Annotated in this window: 25 protein-coding genes; 18 read left to right on the forward strand and 7 right to left on the reverse strand. The window is 40.9% G+C overall.

Annotated features, from left to right (window positions below; translation table 11 throughout):
• Positions 1 to 5: 5 nt before the first annotated feature.
• Complete coding sequence (locus tag SU86_RS01290; RefSeq protein ID WP_048186925.1) at positions 6 to 899, forward strand: ligand-gated ion channel; 894 nt, start codon at positions 6 to 8, stop codon at positions 897 to 899.
• A gap of 63 nt (positions 900 to 962) precedes the next feature.
• On the forward strand, positions 963 to 1,277 hold the full coding sequence (locus tag SU86_RS01295; protein ID WP_048186926.1) for a hypothetical protein: 315 nt from the start codon (positions 963 to 965) through the stop codon (positions 1,275 to 1,277).
• Here SU86_RS01295 and SU86_RS01300 read toward each other — a convergent pair.
• Complete coding sequence (locus tag SU86_RS01300) at positions 1,267 to 1,701, reverse strand: acyl-CoA thioesterase (RefSeq protein ID WP_082096275.1); 435 nt, start codon at positions 1,699 to 1,701, stop codon at positions 1,267 to 1,269. The genes SU86_RS01295 and SU86_RS01300 overlap by 11 nt on opposite strands.
• Before the next feature lie 130 nt (positions 1,702 to 1,831).
• On the opposite strand from SU86_RS01300, the gene SU86_RS01305 reads away from it, so the two are divergent.
• The 3 genes from SU86_RS01305 to SU86_RS01315 are packed head-to-tail and all read left to right on the forward strand — an operon-like array spanning position 1,832 to position 3,212.
• Positions 1,832 to 2,122: a hypothetical protein gene (locus tag SU86_RS01305; RefSeq protein WP_048186928.1), complete on the forward strand. Its 291-nt coding sequence runs from the start codon at positions 1,832 to 1,834 to the stop codon at positions 2,120 to 2,122.
• Positions 2,123 to 2,917: a hypothetical protein gene (locus SU86_RS01310; RefSeq protein ID WP_048186929.1), complete on the forward strand. Its 795-nt coding sequence runs from the start codon at positions 2,123 to 2,125 to the stop codon at positions 2,915 to 2,917.
• A 43-nt stretch (positions 2,918 to 2,960) separates the two neighbouring features.
• Complete coding sequence (locus SU86_RS01315; RefSeq protein WP_048186930.1) at positions 2,961 to 3,212, forward strand: hypothetical protein; 252 nt, start codon at positions 2,961 to 2,963, stop codon at positions 3,210 to 3,212.
• Between the two features lie 7 nt (positions 3,213 to 3,219).
• On the opposite strand, the gene SU86_RS01320 is transcribed toward SU86_RS01315, so the two are convergent.
• Entirely contained in the window at positions 3,220 to 4,101 is an 882-nt protein-coding gene (locus SU86_RS01320; protein WP_048186931.1) for a radical SAM protein, read from the reverse strand.
• 83 nt (positions 4,102 to 4,184) lie between these two features.
• On the opposite strand from SU86_RS01320, the gene SU86_RS01325 reads away from it, so the two are divergent.
• Complete coding sequence (locus tag SU86_RS01325; protein ID WP_048186932.1) at positions 4,185 to 4,487, forward strand: ArsR/SmtB family transcription factor; 303 nt, start codon at positions 4,185 to 4,187, stop codon at positions 4,485 to 4,487.
• A gap of 25 nt (positions 4,488 to 4,512) precedes the next feature.
• A complete protein-coding gene (locus SU86_RS01330; protein WP_048186933.1) occupies positions 4,513 to 4,797 on the forward strand; it encodes a DUF8036 family membrane protein in 285 nt (94 codons plus the stop codon).
• 47 nt (positions 4,798 to 4,844) lie between these two features.
• Here the strand turns inward: SU86_RS01330 and SU86_RS01335 are convergent, their stop codons facing one another.
• The gene (locus SU86_RS01335) at positions 4,845 to 6,284 is read right to left on the reverse strand and encodes an ArsB/NhaD family transporter (RefSeq protein ID WP_052755417.1); all 1,440 of its coding nucleotides are present in this window, start codon (positions 6,282 to 6,284) and stop codon (positions 4,845 to 4,847) included.
• Between the two features lie 474 nt (positions 6,285 to 6,758).
• Here SU86_RS01335 and SU86_RS01340 point away from each other — a divergent pair, with 474 nt between their 5' ends.
• Together SU86_RS01340 and SU86_RS01345 are read left to right on the forward strand one after the other, a co-directional pair.
• Positions 6,759 to 7,826, forward strand: coding sequence for a homospermidine biosynthesis protein (locus SU86_RS01340; protein WP_048186934.1), 1,068 nt, complete (start codon positions 6,759 to 6,761; stop codon positions 7,824 to 7,826).
• A 112-nt stretch (positions 7,827 to 7,938) separates the two neighbouring features.
• Positions 7,939 to 8,874: a deoxyhypusine synthase gene (locus SU86_RS01345; protein ID WP_048186935.1), complete on the forward strand. Its 936-nt coding sequence runs from the start codon at positions 7,939 to 7,941 to the stop codon at positions 8,872 to 8,874.
• Positions 8,875 to 8,911: 37 nt separating this feature from the next.
• Here the strand turns inward: SU86_RS01345 and SU86_RS01350 are convergent, their stop codons facing one another.
• Both SU86_RS01350 and thsA read right to left on the reverse strand, forming a co-directional pair.
• A complete protein-coding gene (locus tag SU86_RS01350) occupies positions 8,912 to 9,322 on the reverse strand; it encodes a universal stress protein (RefSeq protein ID WP_048186936.1) in 411 nt (136 codons plus the stop codon).
• A gap of 169 nt (positions 9,323 to 9,491) precedes the next feature.
• Positions 9,492 to 11,180 (reverse strand): thermosome subunit alpha, encoded by a 1,689-nt coding sequence (thsA, locus tag SU86_RS01355; protein WP_052755418.1) that lies wholly within the window; start codon positions 11,178 to 11,180, stop codon positions 9,492 to 9,494.
• Between the two features lie 275 nt (positions 11,181 to 11,455).
• Between thsA and SU86_RS01360 the strand changes: the two genes are divergently transcribed.
• The gene (locus tag SU86_RS01360; protein ID WP_052755419.1) at positions 11,456 to 12,997 is read left to right on the forward strand and encodes a sodium:solute symporter family transporter; all 1,542 of its coding nucleotides are present in this window, start codon (positions 11,456 to 11,458) and stop codon (positions 12,995 to 12,997) included.
• A 4-nt stretch (positions 12,998 to 13,001) separates the two neighbouring features.
• Here the strand turns inward: SU86_RS01360 and SU86_RS01365 are convergent, their stop codons facing one another.
• The gene (locus SU86_RS01365; protein ID WP_048186937.1) at positions 13,002 to 14,024 is read right to left on the reverse strand and encodes a tetratricopeptide repeat protein; all 1,023 of its coding nucleotides are present in this window, start codon (positions 14,022 to 14,024) and stop codon (positions 13,002 to 13,004) included.
• 137 nt (positions 14,025 to 14,161) lie between these two features.
• Between SU86_RS01365 and SU86_RS09700 the strand changes: the two genes are divergently transcribed.
• Both SU86_RS09700 and SU86_RS01370 read left to right on the forward strand, forming a co-directional pair.
• Positions 14,162 to 14,329 carry a hypothetical protein gene (locus SU86_RS09700; RefSeq protein ID WP_158507456.1) on the forward strand — a complete coding sequence of 56 codons (168 nt, stop codon included), beginning with the start codon at positions 14,162 to 14,164 and terminating at the stop codon, positions 14,327 to 14,329.
• A gap of 126 nt (positions 14,330 to 14,455) precedes the next feature.
• Entirely contained in the window at positions 14,456 to 15,016 is a 561-nt protein-coding gene (locus SU86_RS01370; protein ID WP_048186938.1) for a hypothetical protein, read from the forward strand.
• Here the strand turns inward: SU86_RS01370 and SU86_RS01375 are convergent.
• Positions 15,013 to 15,264, reverse strand: a complete 252-nt coding sequence (locus SU86_RS01375; protein ID WP_048186939.1) for a hypothetical protein — start codon at positions 15,262 to 15,264, stop codon at positions 15,013 to 15,015. The genes SU86_RS01370 and SU86_RS01375 overlap by 4 nt on opposite strands.
• Positions 15,265 to 15,505: 241 nt before the next feature.
• On the opposite strand from SU86_RS01375, the gene SU86_RS01380 reads away from it, so the two are divergent.
• From SU86_RS01380 to SU86_RS01405, 6 genes are all read left to right on the forward strand, one after another.
• Positions 15,506 to 16,636 carry an agmatinase family protein gene (locus SU86_RS01380; protein WP_082096059.1) on the forward strand — a complete coding sequence of 377 codons (1,131 nt, stop codon included), beginning with the start codon at positions 15,506 to 15,508 and terminating at the stop codon, positions 16,634 to 16,636.
• Positions 16,633 to 17,022, forward strand: a complete 390-nt coding sequence (locus SU86_RS01385) for an urease subunit gamma (protein ID WP_048186940.1) — start codon at positions 16,633 to 16,635, stop codon at positions 17,020 to 17,022. Before SU86_RS01380 ends, SU86_RS01385 begins: the two co-directional genes overlap by 4 nt.
• 10 nt (positions 17,023 to 17,032) lie before the next feature.
• Positions 17,033 to 17,791 carry a sulfite exporter TauE/SafE family protein gene (locus SU86_RS01390; RefSeq protein WP_048186941.1) on the forward strand — a complete coding sequence of 253 codons (759 nt, stop codon included), beginning with the start codon at positions 17,033 to 17,035 and terminating at the stop codon, positions 17,789 to 17,791.
• Between the two features lie 73 nt (positions 17,792 to 17,864).
• Positions 17,865 to 18,317 (forward strand): hypothetical protein, encoded by a 453-nt coding sequence (locus SU86_RS01395; protein WP_048186942.1) that lies wholly within the window; start codon positions 17,865 to 17,867, stop codon positions 18,315 to 18,317.
• Positions 18,307 to 18,663, forward strand: a complete 357-nt coding sequence (locus SU86_RS01400) for a reverse transcriptase-like protein (protein WP_048186943.1) — start codon at positions 18,307 to 18,309, stop codon at positions 18,661 to 18,663. Before SU86_RS01395 ends, SU86_RS01400 begins: the two co-directional genes overlap by 11 nt.
• 53 nt (positions 18,664 to 18,716) lie before the next feature.
• A complete protein-coding gene (locus SU86_RS01405) occupies positions 18,717 to 20,810 on the forward strand; it encodes a 4-hydroxybutyrate--CoA ligase (RefSeq protein ID WP_048186944.1) in 2,094 nt (697 codons plus the stop codon).
• Positions 20,811 to 20,816 lie beyond the last annotated feature (6 nt).

Below are 20,816 nucleotides of genomic sequence, written 5' to 3' on the forward strand. Positions count from 1 at the left end.
AATTGATGAAATTTCTAATCTTACTTGTCTTTGTAATGTTGCCAATCTCTTTGGCATATGCACAAGAATCACAGGAATATCAAATTGGAATCTCTCTGGTCAACATTGGCGAGATTGACAAAAAAATAGGCACATACGAGATGGACTTTTGGTATTCAATTTCATCAGATGCAGATCTTATCGCAAACCCACCACCACAAGTTGATTTCATAAATGGCAGAATTCTAGAGACAAGGTCTGAGTTTGCCAACCCACAAATCATAGAAAAGAGAATGCTAGGCAAGTTCTCATCCGAGATGGATTTTAGTGATTTCCCATTTGAAAAGATCCCATTACAAATCAAAATAGAACCACTACCACAATGGCCCACACAAAAGGCAACATTCACAGTACATGAGGCATCCGGAATAGACCAGTCCGCTACCGTACCTGGATGGAAAATTATAGACTCTAATTTCCAAGTGCTGGAAAGCAAGTACGGCCAAAATACCTACTCGCAGTTTGTAGCAGAATATACAATCCAGCGAGACATATTGGGTTCCTTTCTCAAAACCATCTTTCCAATTCTGATAATTCTTGGCATATCGTTTGTTGCGTATATTATTCCAAAAAACTATGGAATTGTTGCTGATCTGTCGGTATTACCTCTATTGGCATTGATATTTTTCCATATCAGTGTCTTGGATCAGCTCCCGCCATTAGGATACATGACAATCTTTGATAAGCTCATGATAATTGCATATGTGCTAATCCTGAATAATGTGATTGCCGTGGGCAGACAGGCACGCGCCGACGAGTTCTCAGGCAAAGACCGCGCTTGGCATCTGAATAATTTTCACCTAAAGATAACCCCGATAATAATTGCCGCGCTGAGCGTGATTCTGTTTTTTGCATTGTAGTAACAAGAGCAGTTATGAACTTTATACTCAACTTTTTATAGAAATCACACGTAATGCGTAGAGTTGAAAAACTCTATAACATATGCGGCATTCGGCGTGGCAATGCTCTCAATATCTCTTGCAATATTTTTAATCTCATCAAGCTACCAAGAAAGCTCAAAGATCGCATCCTTACAACAAGAACTGGATGCACTAAAAGCCCAGCTAGCCACACCAAATGGCAGGGGAACAGTAGCACAGCAAAGCATCTCAAAGATGACAAATCTTGGCTCTATGGATAATGAAAATTCTGATAATACTGACACAAACACAAGACTGGAAAACGTAGAAAAGCAGGTTAGTCAGCTAAAATCCCAAATAGAAAATCTCAAGCCTTAGCCTTGTTGCGTTTTTTCTCTTTGATTCTTTGATTCATGCGTTTGATTCCTTGGGCAAATCTTTGCTTTTCCTCTTTGGTCTTTAGCGCAAGCTTGGGTACATGCGTCGGCCTGCCATTCTCATCCAGTGCTACTGATGTTACTAGTGCTGTTCCAGTCAGCGTTTTGGTACCTTTGATTAGGTCTTCTGCTTCCACCCGGACCTCTATTTCCATTGACGAGTTTTTGACTGCATTTAGTCTGGCATTTAGGATCAAAGCATTTCCCACATAGACTGGTTTGAGAAAGTCTACTCGGTCAATGCTTGCGGTGACTGCGTTTTTTCTGGAATGCCTGTGGGCAACAATTCCTGCTACTACATCTATCTGTTTTAGGATCTCGCCACCAAAGACATTTCCAGCAGGATTTGCATCATGCGGAAACATTCTTGCAATTACCTCTACTTTGGATTCGTTTGCGCTTTTTGCACTCAAGGATTTCAGTTATGGTGCAAGAGAGGTATTTCTTGCTTTTGTCGTCTCAATGCTTTTAAAGTAATTTTTCCAGTATCTATCGTTGATATCTGACTCACAGGAAAATATCCGCAAGGCACTGATTAGTTTTGTAGTTGAGCGTGTACTGCTGGATGTTGGCAAGCTTGCTCTGGATGATGTCGGCGATAGGTTATACAAAAAATACCGATGCTATTTTTCTGATTGCTACGAGCACCCGGAATATCTTCGAGAGATACTCTATGAAATATTTGGTGATGGATACAATTCCATAACTGCAAAAATACAAAAAAGACTGGCAGACTTGCAAGAAGAAAAACCAATTGCCGGATTTCTCAAAGTGTTGTGCAGCTAGTTGCAAGCCATAAAATCCTCAAATTGGTATCTGATACTATGTCTTGGTGTGATCTCAGTTGTGATAACTGGATTGCAGTATGATCAGTACAACCTAATGGTTGCAACCGATATGATGAATGCAATTACCGTTGTACCGTTTGCCGCACTCGCCGTAGCTTTGGCAATAAAAAACCGCAATATTGGAAGCCTCGGCAAGGCCTGGGTCTTTTTTGCAGTATTTGCCGTATCTTGGTCGGTAGGTGAGATAATTTGGGCACTCGATGAACTGGTATACAAAAATGCTCCATTTCCATCGTCTGCTGACTTTTTCTGGATGATTGGATTTCCAGCTTACTTTCTTTTTGCTATAATGTATCTTGGACCATTTCGGGATTCAATATCAAAGAAAACCATTCTGATATCGGCATCTGTCTGTGCACCGCTCATGGGATTCTTGGTTTATTATGCAATCACAAAATCCACATTTCCATTATTTAAGACCATATTGCTCGCGGCATATCCAATAGGTGATGTGTTGTGTCTTGCGCCCACCATTATAGGACTGGTACTGTTCTTTAGAGGACAAGTAAGCTTTACGTGGCTGTTGTTGTTGGTTGGAATGCTTTGTTTTGTTGTGGCAGACTCTGGCTATCAGATACTATCACAAAGCAACCAATACTATACTGGGCATCCAGTAGATATTGCGTATTTATGGGCGTATGTCTTTTTTGTCTTTGGAGCATATCACCACGCCAAAATATTCAAAGGCCGAAACCAAGAGAATCGATTCAACAGCCAAGAAAGCATGCGCTGATTGCACTAAAGATTTTTTATCACTAGACAGAATGATCTGTTAGTTGAGCGAACTATCATCCACTGACAAGCTGACTATAGTCCAATATGCCATAGAAAAATACGAAAACGAGGCCATATTACTTGAGAAGCTTAAGACCATACTTTCAGAAAAAGACGCACAAAGAAGCATTGACACCTTGATTGGCACGCAACGGGTGAGAAGAATTGGGCCTGAAATCATACAAAACAACACATCCCACACAGAACTGCCTGAGCTGCCAGAAAACCTAAGGCCGATAGTTGACAGTCTGTAAATTTCTATTAAAAACCGCGAAGGCCTACGGGTCTGACCACTTCTGGGTGCTGCCTCATCCATGATATTTTGTCCAACATCATCTGCTTGTCTTGTGGAAACGTCCCCTTGATGGTGTATGCATTAGAGCCGTGGTTTGCGCGAAATATCACCTCGTCTTTGACATTTATTTGCGATACCAAGTCTTCCAGTTCTTCTCTTGCCTCCGAATCCGATACTGGTATGAACGGCTCGCCAAATTTATTTAGAAATTCGTCCTTGATGCCATTTTCTAGGTATAGTGTCAGAGCTCCAACATAATGAGGGGTAGATGCATTGATTACTTGGGCAGTGCCTTTGATGTGCTCTTTGGAATGGGTCTTGCCACCAAGGCCCAAAATTATCATACAGGACAGGATATAGCCAGCATCCTTTGCCTTTTTGCAGGCCCGAATTATTGTAGTGGATGTAGCACCCTTGGTTACTTTTTTTAGTATAAGATCAGAGCCGCTCTCTATTCCAAGATAAAACATGTCCAGGCCTGATTCCCGTAATAGTTTTAGCTCCTCTGGGGTTTTCTTGAGAACATTCATTGGCATTGCATAGCATGCAATTCTCTCCAAGTTTTGGAATTTCTCTTTTAGATATTTTACAATCTTTTGCATGTATTCTACTGAGAGATTAAGCGCATCGCCATCCGCCAGAAATATTCTTCTGGTGTCCGGCAGTGCCTTTGCCATGAGATCAATTTCCGCCTTTACCTCATCCCATGGTCGCTCTGAGTATTGCTTTGAGCGGTACATGTCGCAAAAAGAGCACTCATTAAATGAGCATCCAAGAGTGACTTGAAAAATAAGCGAGTCTGCCTCGGATGGCGGCCTATACAGAGGATAATCATAGTTTAGCATCATGGTCTGATATCATGTATGATTGGTAATATTATTTTGCATATGCACAAATACATTTTTCTAGTTTCTGCCAGGCCTATTTCTCAATGGCAAACGATCCTTACGCAAAGCGCCTGCTTTGGTTTGTGTTTGCCGGCTCAAGAGGCGGTATGAACAGGCTCAGACTAATTCAGGCAATTCAAAAGACACCACTAAATGCAAACCAGCTCGCAAAGGAGCTTGGCATAGACTATAAGGCAATCATTCATCATGTGATGGTCTTGGAAAAAAACAACCTCATTACAAGAATTGGGGAAAAATACAATGTCACGTTTTTCATTTCAGCATTTTTGGAGGCAAACTTGGACTCGTTTTTGGAAATCGTCCAAAAACTGGAAAAAAGTAAATAAGCCTAGGGGCGGTGGTTTTTTCTACATGGAGCAAACATCAGCGATTCTATCCGGAGTATCTATTGCAAACATGATAGTACTGAGTGTTTTGATGTTTGTCTTTGGAAGGATGTATGTTCGAACTCGGGCGCAACTACCACTTGGTATGATAGTGTTTTCCGTGATGCTGTTTTTGCACAATACCATTGGTGCATATGCATACTTTTCAATGTCGCAGCTGTTCTCGCATGAGATATTTCCATATTTGCTTGGCGTGCACATTGCCGAGCTTGCAGGGGTACTGATATTTCTTAAAATCACGATGGACTAGATTGCAGTGTTTGCTCTTTCAAATAATGCAAACTAATTTTCAATTGATCAGATCTTTAACATGACATCTATCATTAAAACAATACTTCCTGCTGCGACAGTTATTATCATGAATGGAAATCCAACTTTGAAGAACTGATTAAAGGTAATTCTATAGCCATATTTTTCTGCCAAGCCGATTGCAATTATTCCGGCACTGGATCCAATGAGTGTGCCATTTCCGCCCAAACCAACTCCCAAAGCCAGTGCCCACCATAATGGGCTAATCGCATAATTGAATTCTGCTGCAATTGTGGGATTTTGGTTTAGCACATCAATTAGTGGTATCATGGTTGCTGCAAATGGGATGTTGTCTACAAACGCACTTGCAATGGCAGACAACCACGTTATCATGAAAAAGTTTGCCCATGGGTCTCCTTCAGTAATGCCTAGCGCAACCTTTGCCAGCGCATCGATCATTCCAGATTCTCTTCCCACACTTATGGTGATAAAAAGACAGGCAAAGAATATGAGGGTGCTCCAATCGACTTCGTGGAATATTTTTTCAGGTTTTATTCTTGATATGAGGAGTAAAACACCGGCACCACCAAGAGCAATGATTGATGGTTCTACGTGCAAAATTCCATGAATGACAAAAAGCGCTATGGTGCCAAACAGCACCAACAGTGATTTTACCAAAAGTGATTTGTCCTTGATGAAAGATTTTTCATCCTGACTCATTATCTCTTCAAGGTTTTGAGGTGATGCCCTGAGATCTTTTCTAAAGAACACTTTGAACAGGATTAATGATACTATTAGCGAAACGCCAATTGTTGGCCCCATGTGAATCAAAAACGTGTTAAAGTCAATGCCGGCAGCTGAGCCTATCATTATGTTTGGGGGATCTCCAATTAGTGTGGCAGTTCCGCCTATGTTTGATGCAAGCACCTGTGCAAGTATGAATGGAATCGGCGACATGCGAAAAGTCTTGAATATAGAAATGGTGACTGGGATCATAAGCAGAACCGTTGTAACATTATCTATGAACATGGACGTCACTGCAGTAAAGACACTCATCATGACTAGCAGCTTCCACATGTTTCCCTTGGATGCCTTGCTCATCTTGATTCCAATGTACTGGAAGATGCCTGTCTCAGCTAGAATGGTCACAATGACCATCATTCCAAGCAAAAGACCTATCGTGTTAAAATCAATGGAATGAATAGCAAACTCGAAGCTTTTCTCGGCCTCAAAAAGATCAGTGGTGATGCCAATTATGATTGCAATGGTGGCAGCTACTAGCACAATTACGGTTCTATGAACGATCTCAAACGCAAGTACGATGTATATGGAAAGCAGAACTATTGCCAAAAGGCGCAAGGAAATGCCTGCATCAAATCCAATTGCGCCTGGAACGAGCCAAATCAAAACGGAAAGAATACCTAGCAGCACAAACCCAGTGATTGTTTTTTTGCTCACGGATCGTCTGTGATCGGAAAGCGCACTCATCACCTACACTGTATGTGGCCTTTGAAAAATCTTTTGTAGTCTCTTATTCTAGATTAATCTGCTCTTTGTAATGACAAAATAAGATTTTTGTATGGCTGCAAGGACTCGAGCAGTATGGTTAAACTAAGTGAGCTGAGGGCCTGCAAGCAATGCCACATGGTATACTTTAAGACTTCATCAGAAAGGTGTGCACACTGTAGTGCATCAGCACATCAAGAAGAAGTCAAATTTGATTAGAATCTTTACCTAATCATTTGACGGACTCGTTTGAGATCTTATACGTAATATACGAAATTTTGTCTGATTCTGAAATGTTTGGAAATTAAATTAGAAATGTAATCAGAGCAGAAATTGATTTTTTGCAAATAATTTTTTTTGCAATTATTTCCAAATGCATGATTTTTTGTTTAAGAATTTTTTTGGCAAACTAGATAACATTAGATATATTATCTAGTTTAATCTTGATCATCAAATATGGATTATCATAATTTTCATGGAAAAAACATTCCTCACATAGAAGTAAATCCAGACATGAAAATTGATGATCTAGTGGAGATCTATGCAAGCTCCGGCTACAATGCAAGACAGCTTGGAGAAGCCGCAAAACTGTTCCGCAAGATGATTGAAGATGATGCGACAATCTGTCTCACCATTGCGGGTGCCATGACACCTGTTGGCTTTGGAGGCCTATTCAAGGCACTTATCGAAAAGGGATTTGTTGACTGGATAATCTCTACTGGCTCTAATCTGTATCATGAGGATCATTTTGCGTGGAATTTGCCTGTAAAACAAGGGCATTTTGAGGTTGATGATATGATCCTATATCAAAAAGACATTGTCAGAATAAGAGACGTCTACATCAAAGGCGAGGAAACTCTGAAAAAACAAGATACAATCGTGCAGAAAATGTTTGAGAATAACTTGTTTGAAAAACCATTCACTACTGCAGAATTTGCAAACTGGATGGGCAAATACTCAAAAGAACACTCGACTCACCCAGAGCGCAGTTTTGTAGTGTCTGCATATGATTACGATGTTCCGCTTTACATTTCAACCCTAAAGGACTCGTCACTTGCGCTTGATCTGGCACCGCTCAGACTTGCCAACAAACCGTTCTCTGTTGACTTTGTTAGAGAAATAATAGAGCAGGCTGCAATTCTGTATAATTCAAAAAAGGCAGGAATTGTGGAAATTGGCGGCGGTGTTCCAAAAAACACTGCACAGCAAACTGGTCCATTGTTGGACCAAATTTTGGGCCTAGGCCACGGCGGACAAAATTATATCATCCAAATAACTGATGCCAGGCCAGATACCGGAGGCCTCTCTGGCGCAACACTGCAAGAAGGCAAGAGCTGGGGCAAAGTAAAAGACTCTCATGAAGATGTGATAGTAGTTTATGCAGATGCAACAATTGCGTTTCCGGTTTTGTGTCTGTATGCACTTAGCATGGAAGGCCCAAGAAAGCCAAAACGACTATACAAAAAGCTGGACCAATACTACCAAAACCTGTCTGAGACTTATTTTAGCAAAGCAAAAAAGTAAATTTTTCCCAAGCTTACCAAATCTTTAGGCGCAAGTACAACGACAAGCTATTTGATAACCATACGACCATAAAATTTCAAGAAATTTATACTACATTCCAAACTACAATAGGATGGAAGGCAATCGAGCAGTAAAAGACATTTCAATAAAAGACGGAGATGACATTCAGAGTATCTTTAATCAAATGGCTCTGTCTGGCGGCTTTGAATCAAGAAACCTTGCCGACGGCCTTGAAATTCTATCAACAATGATTAATGACAAGGAATGCGTCAAGTTCCTCTCATTTGTTGCAGCAATCACGTCCACCGGATTGCGTGGAATAATTTCCGATATGCTCAAGAAAAAAATGTTTGATGTTGTAATTACCACATGTGGGGCACTGGACCACGACATTGCTAGATATTTCTCAAATTATCTGGAAGGCTCATTTACCTTAGACGATGCAGCATTATTGGAAAAAAATATCCATAGACTAGGCAATGTGCTTGTACCAATGGACAGCTATGGCCCAATAATTGAGGAAAAGATGCAGGCATTCTTGGAGGCGGCCTACAAGTCAGGTAAAAGGGAAATGTCCACTGCAGACATTACCAAAATGATAGGCGAAAATCTGGGTGAGGGCTCTTTTCTGTATTGGGCGGCCAAGAACAACATTCCAGTAGTGGTGCCGGGAATAGTGGATGGCGCAGTAGGCAGCCAGATCTGGATGTTTGCCCAAAAGCATAATGATTTCAAACTTAATGTGGTAGCAGACAGCGAGCTTCTCTCATCGATTGTCTTCAAGGCAAAAAAGTCCGGCGCATTCATGATGGGTGGTGGAATATCAAAGCATCATACCCTTTGGTGGAACCAATACCGAGACGGCCTTGATTATGCTGTCTACGTCACCACTGCACAAGAATTTGATGGAAGCCTTAGTGGCGCACTTGTCAGAGAGGCAATCTCATGGGGCAAGGTAACACAGAATGCAAAACAAACCACAATTCATGCAGAAATAACTACAATCTTGCCGTTTCTTTATTCTGCACTTTTATCCAAAATAAAATAAATAATTTTTGTGCAATAAATTTAGATCTAGCGTAAAGTTACGCTACAAGCAGAATGTCTTTTTTTGAGTTGGACACAACACCATTTGAGACGCTGCCCAGTAACTTGGATCCCCAGTCTGCTCTGCCAATCACAATAAGATCAAATTCTTTTTCATGTTCTAGCAATACTTCTCTTGGCTGACCCTTTGAGATTATCTGATCAAACTTTATTCCTTTTTGCTCGCACTTTTCCTTGGCAATGTCCAAATATTTCTGAGCATTTTCTTTTTCATTTTTTCTCCATTTTTGCTCTAAAGCAACATAAAAGTTTCTTGGAAGTGGAGCAAGAACGTAAATGCCAGTAATTGATGCATCAAGGCCTTTGGCAATTGGTATTGCAACATTCAAACATCTGTTTAAGCTGGACTCGTTTCCAATTGCAACAAGAATTTTCTTTACTGCTTTCATGCTACAAGGAAACTTTCTTTTATGTAAAAATGTTGCTTTTCTTGAAAATGAATTTTGCATTTTACAATTAATCGTACTATACGAATTATGTTCACAAAAATCCCACATTATACAATTTTCATGAACAAAACACTAAACGTATTATACCAACGAATTTTTTGCAATATTTTTAGTAATAATGATGCATCTGTCTTTGTTCTAGACCTTCTTGTTCAAAGTGATTGTGTGCCGTTCCGCCATCGTGGTGTGCATGAACAGTTCCATCAATATGGCAATGTGTATTGTCAATTTCATCTCTCATGAATATGTCATTTACATTTAGTATCATGTTGGTTACCTCTATTCCTGTTTTGATGACCTGTTCTTTTACAACCACGGGCTCAATTATTTGATCTGGTGATATTTCTGAGACCTTTCTTTTCTCAGAGTCAATGCCGTACCATTTTAGGACATTTTTTGGAGAGTTTGCGTACTTGGATCTCAGCTGGGTTAGCGTATCTAGTGGGTCCATGCCTACGTTTTTTGCCAAAGTTATGGGGATCTCCTCTACTGCGTCTGCAAACTTTTCGATCACTATTTGCTCGCGTCCCTCAACTGTAGTGCTTTGCTTTCTTATTCTATTTGCAATGATTGCCTCAGTAGAGCCTGCGCCACGAACAACAAATGGATTCTCAATAAAGTTTCTCAGAACATAAACTGCGTTTAGGACGTCTCTGTGAAACTCATCCAAATAACGCTTGGAGTTGCATCTCAACAAAATAGTAATGGACTTGGCATTGCGACATTCTTCCACAAACAACATTTTATCGCCACCAATATTTTTTTCATATACTTTTTTTGCAGATCCTAACTCTTCCTCTGAGATATCATCTAGGCTCTTGCATATTTTTGCACCCGTAGATTTTTCCAGCCACAAAAGATCATTCATCTTTGCTCTTCGTATTGATATGATTCCTGCCTTTGCTAAATATTCCCGGGCAATATCGTTGATTCCTTTTCTGGATATTACCACATTAGCTCCAGAGTTGATGATTTTTTTTATTTTTGCACGTATGTCAAATTTTTCCTGATCCAAAAAAAGTGCCATCTGCTCAGGCAAATTAATCTGGATTTGCTCGTCTGTCTTGGTTCGCATCATCTCCAGAGGCTCGTTTAGTAACAGAATCCTGGCGTTTTCTATGCTTCTTGGCATGGCGGAACTATCAATGGTTTTGTCAATTACGGTTCCACTTATCAGCTGAATACCATTTGCATTTCCAGCCTTTTCTTCAACCTTTATGTCATCTACGTCTATTTCCTTTTTCTGGAAATTAGTAATACTACACACCGCATCCACAATTATACTTGCAATGTCGATCTCCTCAGGCACCAAACTTGTGATTGCTTTACCGGCAAGACATGAAGTGGCTAGTCTGTGCATGATTTCCTTGTTTGTAATGTCTTCTTTTCTCTTAATTTCATCAAGTATATCAAGTGCAAACTCCAAAGACTTTTCATAGCCTCTGATGATTGTTGGAGGAGTTATTCCAATTTTCATTAGTTCTTCTGATTTTTTTAGCAACATTCCAATCAAGATTGCAGCAGAGATAGTTCCATCACCTACATGAGTATCTACTGCATTGACTCCTTCTATGATGGCTTTTGCAGCTGGAAGCTTTAGATCGACTTTTCTTAAGAATGCGCCACCGTGTTTTGTGCAGGTATCATCCCCTAGAACATCAATGTAGATTTTGTCCATGCCTCGTGGCCCAAGACATGTTCTGATTACATCTAAAACAATTCCGCCTACAACCAAATTTAATTTTCTGGACTCTTCGACTCGTGCTACATCATGTTCGAGCAGTCCAGGATACTTCATCCTCAGCAGATATTTCTAAAATTATTAAATCTTATCTGAGAAAAATTTTATTTTGTTAAAAATTTGAATTTGTGTGAGATCAATTTTCTTTGATCGTTATTTTTGATCTCAATAAGTTTGGCTAGTTTTGTTTGTGGAACGTATACTACGTAATTTTTTGCAAATTATTGCTTTTTTTGCTTCTAAAAACACATTTTTTCTATTCTTTTTTAATTCTAAAACGTATAATACTTGATTTTTATAATATTTATATAATTTTTAGTTATTCGTGTTCTGTGGTCGAGGTAAATGGTTATGGCATTGCAGTAGTTGCTTTTCTTGCCGTCTCACTAATTGTCGGAAGCCTGACGTACAAGCTAGTACAAAAAAGCGGTAGAAGACTAATCGTTGCAGGAAAAAGTCTGCCACTTGCCATGGTTGGAACAATGCTTGTGGCGCAAGCAGTCGATGGTAACTCGACTCTTGGTGCTATTGCACTCATCTATCAATTTGGTTTCTGGGCAGGTGTCGTCATACCGATCGGACTGGGAATATGTCTGTTAATGACTGGTGTATTTTATGGAAAAAAGATCAACAAAATGTCCATGTTCACCTTGCCTGATTACTATTTCAGAAGATACGGAAATGCCGCGGAAGGAATGTCTGGCATTTTAATGATAATTAGTTTTACCATACTAGTCGCTGGAAATTTTGCTGCAAGCGGCTTCATCTTGGAGACCGCACTGGGAATACCGTTCCTGTGGGGAATTATTATTGCTGCACTCGTTGTCTTGACATATACAATTGCGGGAGGATTGTTTGCTTCCGCATATACCGATATTTTCCAAATTTATCTTGCAATTGGTGCATTTTGGGCAGCATTCATCTTCTTTGCAGGAGGATTCTCTGGAGTTGCATTTGATACAATTCTGGCAAGTGCACCGCCTGCGTATCTTGATCTGTCTGGACTCTTTGATGTAGCCAATGGTGCTTTGATCAACTGGGCCGGAATATTGGCATTGGGATTGGGAGATATCGTTGCGCTAGACTTTATGGAAAGAGTGTTTGCTGCAAGAGACCCCAAGACTGCTCGTAGAGGATCATTTATGGCAGCAGGACTTACGTTCTTTACTGTATTGCCAGTTGGCATGCTGGGAATTGTGGCATTTCACTTTTTGCCGGGACTGGAGGATCCATTCCATGCGTTACCAGACCTTGCTATGAATCACATGCCGTTTGCAATTGGCGCGGCAATTCTTATGGGCGTTCTTGGAGCTTCTATGTCTACTGCAAATGGTGGGTTGCTTGCTGTATCTAGTGTTATTTCAAGGAACCTGCTTCAAAGAATTATCCGAAAACGTTGGCTAGGCAAAGAATCTTGGAACGACTCCAAGCTGTTGTGGATTACTAGATTAGCTGTCATACCTGTAATGTTATCTGCACTTACACTTGGCTATCTTATGCCTCAGCCTGGAGTATATCTGATTCTTGCATTTGATCTTGTATTTGCAGGTGCACTTGCTCCTCTGACATTGGGATTGTTCTGGAAAAAATCAAACATGCCAGCAGCCATAGTATCACTAATTGTTGGATCCGCAATACGACTATTGATGTTCTTTGTCATCCCAGTAGAGTGGGCAGGCCTGGACACCATGATACCGCCAATGATCTCATTCCCGCTCTTTATCATAGTGGCCCTTGCTACTCAGAAAAAGTGGCCTGGCAAAGAAAGACACGATGTCAACGAGTATGTTCCACCAGAGGAAGACGTGATAATGGGTGAGGACCTCAAGCACTTCCAGTCTGCGGCAGCTGGTGGCAAGAGCTCAGCAATTTAGCTAGTTATCTTGCAAAGAAATTCTGTTTTTTCTTTTTTTTGATCTTACCTAGTATCTTGTTTTTGTAATGCATGGCCCTCATGTTGCTTGGATCGATTTCCAGCACCAGATCATAGTATTTTAGGGCCTCATCTAGGTTACCGCACTCTAAAAGCAAATAACCCTTGTAGCTTAGTGCGTACCCATATCCCGGTTCAACCTCGAGTGCTTTGTCGCAATAAATCAGTGCGGCCTCGTACTTTTCTTGGTGCGCTAAAACCCAAACCATCGTACACAATGCATTGACGTGTCTTGGGTCTGCCTCGAGGGCTTTGTTGCAATATGTGATTGATTCCTCTGGCTTTTTTGTATGATGTAAAGCAACACCCATACTGTATAGGGCGCGAACATTCTTGGGCTCTATTTCCAGTGCCTTACCAAGGTATGCTATTGCGTCCTCGTATTTTCTTATTCTATTATGCAAGATACCTTTGTGAAGATAAGCGTCCACATTTGTTGGATCAATTTCCAAGGCTTTGTCAAAAAAAGACGTAACGCCTTTTGGTGGTACGCCAAGCAAGTCCAGCACATAGCCCTTTGCGATTAGGGCACGAACATTTTTTGGATTATTATCCAAGGCCTTGGTGTAAAATGATAGTGCCTCCTCATATTTGCCACGCTTTTTTAGCTCCTCCCCATCATAGTATAGGCTCACCGAATTATCTCGCTGCATCTCTATGGCTCTGTTAATGAGAGTTATCGCCTCTTCATTTTTCTCAAGCTTGCCCAGTATCAACCCTTTATTGTATAGTGCATCGGAATTGTTTGGATCAATTTCCAGTGCTTTATCAAAACATGTCAGTGAATCTTCATATTTTCCCATCTCTCTTAGAGCTAGTCCCTTGCGAAACCATGCGGCACCGTTTTTTGCATCTGCATCTATGATCTTATCAAAATATGCTATTGCTTCTTTGAAATTGTTTTTTTTAGAAAGAGAAATTCCTTTACGGATAAGATCATCTGGAGTCTTTGTAGCTCGAAAAAACATGGAAATCATTTATGTTTAGTTGTGTTAATGATTTATCCTTTAGCTATCATCCAAAAATCATCATATCTGTGAGATTTTCAACTTGTTATGATATTGTATTGTAAGTTTTATTAGCTTGGCGCCACTTTTGATTTTCAATGGTAAGCAAGCAAAACCTAGTTGCAATTGTGCTGATTTTGTTGGGCGTCGGCCTCACTCAATTCAAGCCTGGCGATTCGTTTACCGTAGGATTAGGCGTGGGAACCGTAGCAATTGCCTCACTTTGGATAGTTTTTCTCATAATTCGAGACCTCAAAAAGAAATAACTCATCTTAGCTTTGAGCATTATCTTTTTCCAAAATTAGTAATGAGCTAAATCTTTAGAACAAGAATTTTTTTGATTTCACAATTCTATATGAAAATTAATATAAACTTCGACTCCATATTGCCGTATGCCAGGCAAAGGATATTCAACAATTGGACTAAAGCCTGATCTTTTGACAAGATTGCACAACATCACAGATACGTATTATCCGGGAATGTTTCTTCCAAGCACTCTGATAATCATGATGAATGAAGTCAAGCGCGGATACTATACCGTAAACCTGCATAACATTAGATTGGATCTGTCGGGACGCTACAATTCCATTACTATTCGATTGGATGTGGATGAGTGGCTCAAGGAAAACTACAAAGAACTAAAGGAAAAATACGAACAAAAATACCACGTTAGGTGCTTTAGCCGGTTTACCAGTTATTTTCTGGCAAATCTTTTTGAATCAAAGCTTGATGCGCAGAATCATGTAATTCGACTAAAAGAGTCTAATTTTGAGTGGCTCCAAGAAGAATATTCCAAGTTCAAATCAAACAGCAAGCCTGAATCAGTGCCTACATTTGCAAAGTTTGCTGACATTTATCTCAACGAACTATCTGATAAGATCAAAGTAGCAAAAGAGGTTCTAACTATGCCGAATTTTTCCAGCCTGGCTTCACAAAGTATTGAAAAAAATTAAAGTGGAGTCATTGTATCTAGCAGTCTTGCATTTGTGACTTGGCCGTCTTTTTCCTGTATTTCAAGATCTACTGTATATTTTAGACCGTTTAGCATGAATCTGACTTGAACATCCCATGCTTGCCTTGGTCCCTTTTCAGGAATCTGGAATGTTTCGTTGACCTTAAAATCAGTCACGTTTCCATAAAGTGCGCCAATTACTCTTTTTGACTCTCTCTCAATATCTTCTTTTGAGCTGACACTGGCCATGTGATATAGTACCCTATCAAGTATAAAAATTTTGTAAAATTATTTCCGAAATGGAGCTGATTTTATTTTTTGTAATTCTTACAATATTTTTTGCAAATAATTTTTTGCATCAAAAAAATGTAATCAAGAAAAAGTAAATTACACATACTTGATTGTTGTTTCTCTATATGTTTTTGTCAAGTTGACAAATAAAATACGTAGTTTACTTGGAATGTTTAATTATTTGCGTGCGATGATATAGATGATAAAAATGGGAATGGAATTTTATGGTGAGGACTACAATGGTGCCGATGTTGCACCATTTGTTGGCATCAACACATTCCTACATCTGCCCTGGATCAGGACCCACAAGGAACTAGTCCAGGTAAAGCCAGATGTTGCAATTATTGGTGAGCCATTTGATTTTGGAACTACTATTCGTCCTGGAGCGCGTTATGGCCCGCGAGCAATTCGTGCGGCATCTACCATTCCGTCTCCACCATATGAGCGATTTAACATAGAAACAGGAGCGGATCCATTTGGAACCTTCAAAACAGTAGATTATGGAGACGTCCAAGTCTCACCAGGTGATGTAATTGAATCTCACAAAAGAATGACTCAAAAAGTCAAAGAGGTTCTCGATGAGGAAGGAATTCCCGTAATGTTGGGCGGGGATCACTCTATAACATTTGCAAACGTTCGCGCCTTTGCTAAAAAATACAAAAACATTGGCATGATTCATTTTGATACTCACGCAGATTGTGCACCTCAAGGACTAACCGGCTACAAGTACGACCATGGAGCACACATCAGACGAATCATGGAGATGGGCTGCCTCAAAGGAAAGAACTACACACTGGTTGGTCCGCGTGGATACTGGCCGGGACGTGACTTGTACAAGTGGATGTCGGATCAGGACTTCCAGTGGTTTACCATGCTTGATGTTGAAGAATTGGGAATTGACATGATTGCAAAAGAAATCGCCGACAGGGCAAACGATGGCACTGATGCAGTTTACCTTAGCTGGGACATTGACTCTTTTGATCCATCTTATGCACCAGGAACTGGTGAGCCGGAACCAAACGGCCTTACCTCAAGGGAGGGAATGAGAATGGTCAGATTACTATCCAAATCGTTTGATCCAGACAGGTTTGCAATGGACCTGGTGGAAGTAGCTCCAGCATATGATGTGAGTGATAGCAGCTCCTACAACGGTGGTATCACATCTGGACTAGGACAACGACTGATCATAGAACTCTTGGCTGGACTATCACTAACAAAGAGAGGCTTGGAAAATGGTGACCCTGTACGACCGCACGAATATCGTGGAACCGGAAACACATATCACTTTAATAAGGATATTCCGCGTCCAAAAATACCAAAGCGAGATTGACTCTCATCAAGATAACCGTAAAGGGGGAACCAGATGTTTCTCCTTTTACAAGAACTTTTCAGTATTCCAGCAAAGCAGACGAGCAGATCTTTACCAATCTCATAAGTATGGTAAAGGACAAGCTGGACCGAAATCTTCGAATAAACATCAACGAAGCCATTACCGTATTTTCCGCACTAGTTGTTTCTGAGCTTAAGGGGGGCAAATCAATTGAGCAAATCCAAAAAAACGCATCCATTCTACTAAACCCAGAACAAGTAATGATAGGAGTTCCAGAGACCTTGCAACAAATGTCATTTGAGATAACACTGGATGATAATACCAAAAGACTGATTGTACTGAATACTCCAATTAAAATCTCGGACTATATCCTAAAGCCTGCTTGAGGAAATAATCATGATAGAAGAACTAATCAAAGAACTGCCAACAGCAACACCCTTTTTCGTGCTGGTATCTGGGTTTTTGATAGGACTCTCACACGCCTTTGAGCCTGATCATGTTGTTGCAGTGGCAACACAAAACTCGAAACTAGCACAAAAAAGCTCACTTAGGCGTTTTCGACAAATCAGCTCGGGTGCTCTGAGAAGCTCGATTCTTGGTGCACTGTGGGGGGCAGGACACACCTCTAGCCTGGTCTTGGTGAGTTTGCTGATCTTTGTGTTTTCGATGAGTATTCCTGATACGATGTTTGGTAACTTTGAGTTTGGAGTGGGCATGATGCTTGTGACCCTTGGATTCTTTACATATCTTAAACGGGGCCTAAAACAAAAACACATCCACACTCACACTCATGACGATCTAGTCCACACACATCCCCATACTCATGATAAAGAGCACACTCACGGACACCGATCATATCTTATCGGGTGTGTACATGGATTAGCCGGAAGTGGAAGCCTTGTTGTTTTGGCGCTCTCGACTCTACATAATTTGGAAACCATTCTATCATTCATTCTGGTCTTTGGGGTTGGCTCGATAATCGGAATGATGCTGGTAAGCAGCGCAATAGGACTGCCGTTTTCATTTACGGTTTATTCCGATCGAATCAACAAAATCCTGCGCTATTCGGTTGGCTCACTGAGTATCATAATTGGCATTGACATCATGTACAATATCATAAGCACTGGAAGTTTTTTTGGACTGAGCATTAACTAGACTGATTTGTGGCTTTCGTGATCGCCTGATTCTGGCAGACTAGATTTATCTGTGATGTTTTCCAAAATCTCTTATGCAAAAAAGATATGTGGAATATCTCAAGCTAAACAAAAACCTGTTCTTGTCTATTATAGTAGCCGTGATCTTTTCTGCGGTGACTGCTCAGCTTTTGGCGGAGCAAGAAGACTATCTGAACAGCAGCTATACTTTACTGGTGGATCTTGTTGTGTTTTATTCCACGTTTGGAACCTTATTCTATGTAGATAACAGAAAGAAATACCTCACCGAGTCTGGCAAAATTGATTCGCCCAGGCTCAGAAAGGATCTATTAAAAATAATTACATCGGTTGGCTCAGGCGAAATAGTATACATTGCCATAAGGTGGTATTTGCAGTATTATCTCCTCACCATTAATTATGAACCATATGCAGCTTCAATGATTACGCATCTGATAGCTGCAGTAGTTTACGTATCTATTGTTAATTTAGGGGTTAATCTTACGAGGCTATACAAGGATGGAACTTAGCGCATACGTTGACGGCTCTGGAGGCGACAATGCGGGATATGGTTATTTCATAAAGGAAACAGGTGAGTCTTTCTATGAGAAAAAGCCGGGAATAACAAACAACCAGGCAGAATACTTGGGAATAATCTCGGTTCTGGAAAAGTTTGCCCAATCAAATGATGTTATCACAATATACTCTGATTCAAAAAACACTGTATCGCAACTAAACCACGAGTTTGCAATCAACTCCGAACCATTGCGCGAGCTCGCAAGAAAGGCCTGGTCGCTAATGGGCAAGATTCCAAATCTGAAGATAGTGTGGATCCCGCGAGCTCAGAACTTGGCCGGCAAGATGCTTGGCAGCTAGAGATCTAGATTTTGCAAGAATAACTTTATTTACGAAACAGCGGAGCCAAGAACATGACTTCTCTTTTAGAACCAAAATCTATTGCAATCATTGGCGCATCTGACAAGGAGGGAAGTGTCGGCCGTACCATTACATCAAATATCATGAAAGGATACAAGGGCAAAATTTTTCCAATTTCTCCAACCCGAGACAAGGTCTTTGATATGGCAGCATACAAGACAGTGCTTGATGTCAAAGAACCAATTGATCTGGCAGTCGTGGTGACAAAAAACGACATCGTGCCAGCAGTACTAGAAGAGTGCGGCAAGAAAAAGATCAAAGGCGTCATCGTCATAACAGCGGGATTCAAGGAAGTAAATGAAGAAGGCAAAAAGCTAGAAGAGCAGCTAAAGACAATTGTAAAAAAATACGGCATTCGCATGATTGGCCCAAACTGCCTTGGGGTGATGAATCTGGACCCAAAGACAATGATGAATTCCACTTTTCTCAAAGTTACACCAAAGTCAGGACAAATCGCACTAGTCTCACAAAGTGGTGCCATCTGCGCTGCTTTGGTTGAGGACGCAAGCGCACAAGGAATTGGATTCTCAGCTGTTGTGAGTGTGGGCAACAAGGCAGATCTTAATGAAATTGATCTGCTCAAGATGCTTGCAGAACACGACCAGACCAAGGTAATTGTCATGTATCTGGAAGACATGGGAGACGGCCAGGAATTTCTCAGAGTATGCAAGCAAATAACTAAAAAATACCGCAAGCCGGTAATCATTCTAAAATCAGGCCGAAGCCCAGAGGGCGCAAAGGCAGCAATGTCTCATACTGGCGCGTTGATGGGATCAGACGAAATCTATGATGCTGTTCTGAACCAGTCCGGCGCCATCCGAGTTGATACCATGGAGGAATTATTTGATTATGCAGTAGCATTCTCAAAACAGCCACTACCACTAAAGGGTGACTTGGTTATAGTATCAAACGCAGGAGGCCCTGCAATCATTTCAACTGATGCCTGCTCTAAATACGGAATCAAGATGGCATCAATTGAGGACATACGCCCAAAGATCAACGCAGTGATTCCACCATGGGGCAGCTCGCGAAACCCAGTAGATATTGTAGGCGATGCTGACTATAATCGATTCAGCGGTGTCTTGGATAATGTGCTTGGGCACAAAAATGTCGGATCCGTAATTGCCATGTGCACGCCATCTGCGACCCTAAACTATGATGAATTAGCCAAGGTTATCGTATCAATGTCTAAAAAATACAAAAAAACAATGCTTGCCTCTCTAATGGGATTAGATGAGGGCATTACAAACAGGCAGATTCTAGCTGATGGCGGCGTTCCATACTATACCTATGCGGAAGGGGCAATTCGTGCATTACGAGCAATGCTTCGATTCAGCAAGTGGCTAAACACATCCGAAGGAACAATCACAAAATTCCCTGCCAAAAAGGCAGCCGCAAAAAAAGTCTTTGACTCTGTTAGAAAGCAAAAGCGCACAAACCTACTAGAAGAGGAAGGCCAAGAGGTACTCCGTGCATATGGATTCCCGTTGCCTCAAAGCATTTTGGCAAAGACTGCCGCAGACGCAGTAAAATCCGCTAAAAAAATAGGATTCCCAGTTGTAATGAAGATTGCTTCACCACAAATAATTCACAAATCCGATGCTGGTGGAGTAAAAGTAGGTCTTGCAAACGAGCAGGCAGTAAGAGATGCATTTGATGTTATCATAAAGAACGCAAAAAAATACAACAAAAACGCGCAGATCAAAGGGGTGTTGATCCAAGAAATGGTCAAGGGCGGAAAGGAGCTGATCATTGGCTCAAAGCAAGAGCCTGGATTTGGCCAAGTGATTATGCTTGGCATGGGCGGAATTTACGTCGAGGTCCTAAAGGATGTCACATTCAGACTGGCACCAGTCACTAACAAAGAAGCCGACGACATGATTGATTCAATCAAAACAAAAAAATTGCTAGAAGGAGTTCGCGGAGAAAAGCCGGCAGACAAGAAGAAACTATCGGAACTGGTACAACGACTCTCAGCATTATTGACGGACTTTCCAGAAATCAAAGAGCTTGACATGAATCCTGTTCTTGTAATGGAACAAGGAAATGGCTGCAAGGTCTTGGATGTTCGAATCGGATTATCCTGAGACTAG

Source organism: Candidatus Nitrosotenuis cloacae, from assembly GCF_000955905.1.
Lineage (GTDB): Archaea > Thermoproteota > Nitrososphaeria > Nitrososphaerales > Nitrosopumilaceae > Nitrosotenuis > Nitrosotenuis cloacae.

Coding starts and splice junctions, on each gene's coding strand:
- SU86_RS01340 (WP_048186934.1), top strand. CDS start 6,759: ATGGATTATCATAATTTTCATGGAAAAAACATTCCTCACATAGAAGTA.
- SU86_RS09700 (WP_158507456.1), top strand. CDS start 14,162: ATGGTAAGCAAGCAAAACCTAGTTGCAATTGTGCTGATTTTGTTGGGC.
- SU86_RS01335 (WP_052755417.1), bottom strand. CDS start 6,284: ATGAGTGCGCTTTCCGATCACAGACGATCCGTGAGCAAAAAAACAATC.
- SU86_RS01390 (WP_048186941.1), top strand. CDS start 17,033: ATGATAGAAGAACTAATCAAAGAACTGCCAACAGCAACACCCTTTTTC.
- SU86_RS01365 (WP_048186937.1), bottom strand. CDS start 14,024: ATGTTTTTTCGAGCTACAAAGACTCCAGATGATCTTATCCGTAAAGGA.
- SU86_RS01400 (WP_048186943.1), top strand. CDS start 18,307: ATGGAACTTAGCGCATACGTTGACGGCTCTGGAGGCGACAATGCGGGA.
- SU86_RS01300 (WP_082096275.1), bottom strand. CDS start 1,701: ATGTTTCCGCATGATGCAAATCCTGCTGGAAATGTCTTTGGTGGCGAG.
- SU86_RS01320 (WP_048186931.1), bottom strand. CDS start 4,101: ATGATGCTAAACTATGATTATCCTCTGTATAGGCCGCCATCCGAGGCA.
- SU86_RS01370 (WP_048186938.1), top strand. CDS start 14,456: ATGCCAGGCAAAGGATATTCAACAATTGGACTAAAGCCTGATCTTTTG.
- SU86_RS01330 (WP_048186933.1), top strand. CDS start 4,513: ATGGAGCAAACATCAGCGATTCTATCCGGAGTATCTATTGCAAACATG.
- SU86_RS01290 (WP_048186925.1), top strand. CDS start 6: ATGAAATTTCTAATCTTACTTGTCTTTGTAATGTTGCCAATCTCTTTG.
- thsA (WP_052755418.1), bottom strand. CDS start 11,180: ATGAAGTATCCTGGACTGCTCGAACATGATGTAGCACGAGTCGAAGAG.
- SU86_RS01345 (WP_048186935.1), top strand. CDS start 7,939: ATGGAAGGCAATCGAGCAGTAAAAGACATTTCAATAAAAGACGGAGAT.
- SU86_RS01325 (WP_048186932.1), top strand. CDS start 4,185: ATGGCAAACGATCCTTACGCAAAGCGCCTGCTTTGGTTTGTGTTTGCC.
- SU86_RS01350 (WP_048186936.1), bottom strand. CDS start 9,322: ATGAAAGCAGTAAAGAAAATTCTTGTTGCAATTGGAAACGAGTCCAGC.
- SU86_RS01395 (WP_048186942.1), top strand. CDS start 17,865: ATGCAAAAAAGATATGTGGAATATCTCAAGCTAAACAAAAACCTGTTC.
- SU86_RS01380 (WP_082096059.1), top strand. CDS start 15,506: ATGATAAAAATGGGAATGGAATTTTATGGTGAGGACTACAATGGTGCC.
- SU86_RS01375 (WP_048186939.1), bottom strand. CDS start 15,264: ATGGCCAGTGTCAGCTCAAAAGAAGATATTGAGAGAGAGTCAAAAAGA.
- SU86_RS01405 (WP_048186944.1), top strand. CDS start 18,717: ATGACTTCTCTTTTAGAACCAAAATCTATTGCAATCATTGGCGCATCT.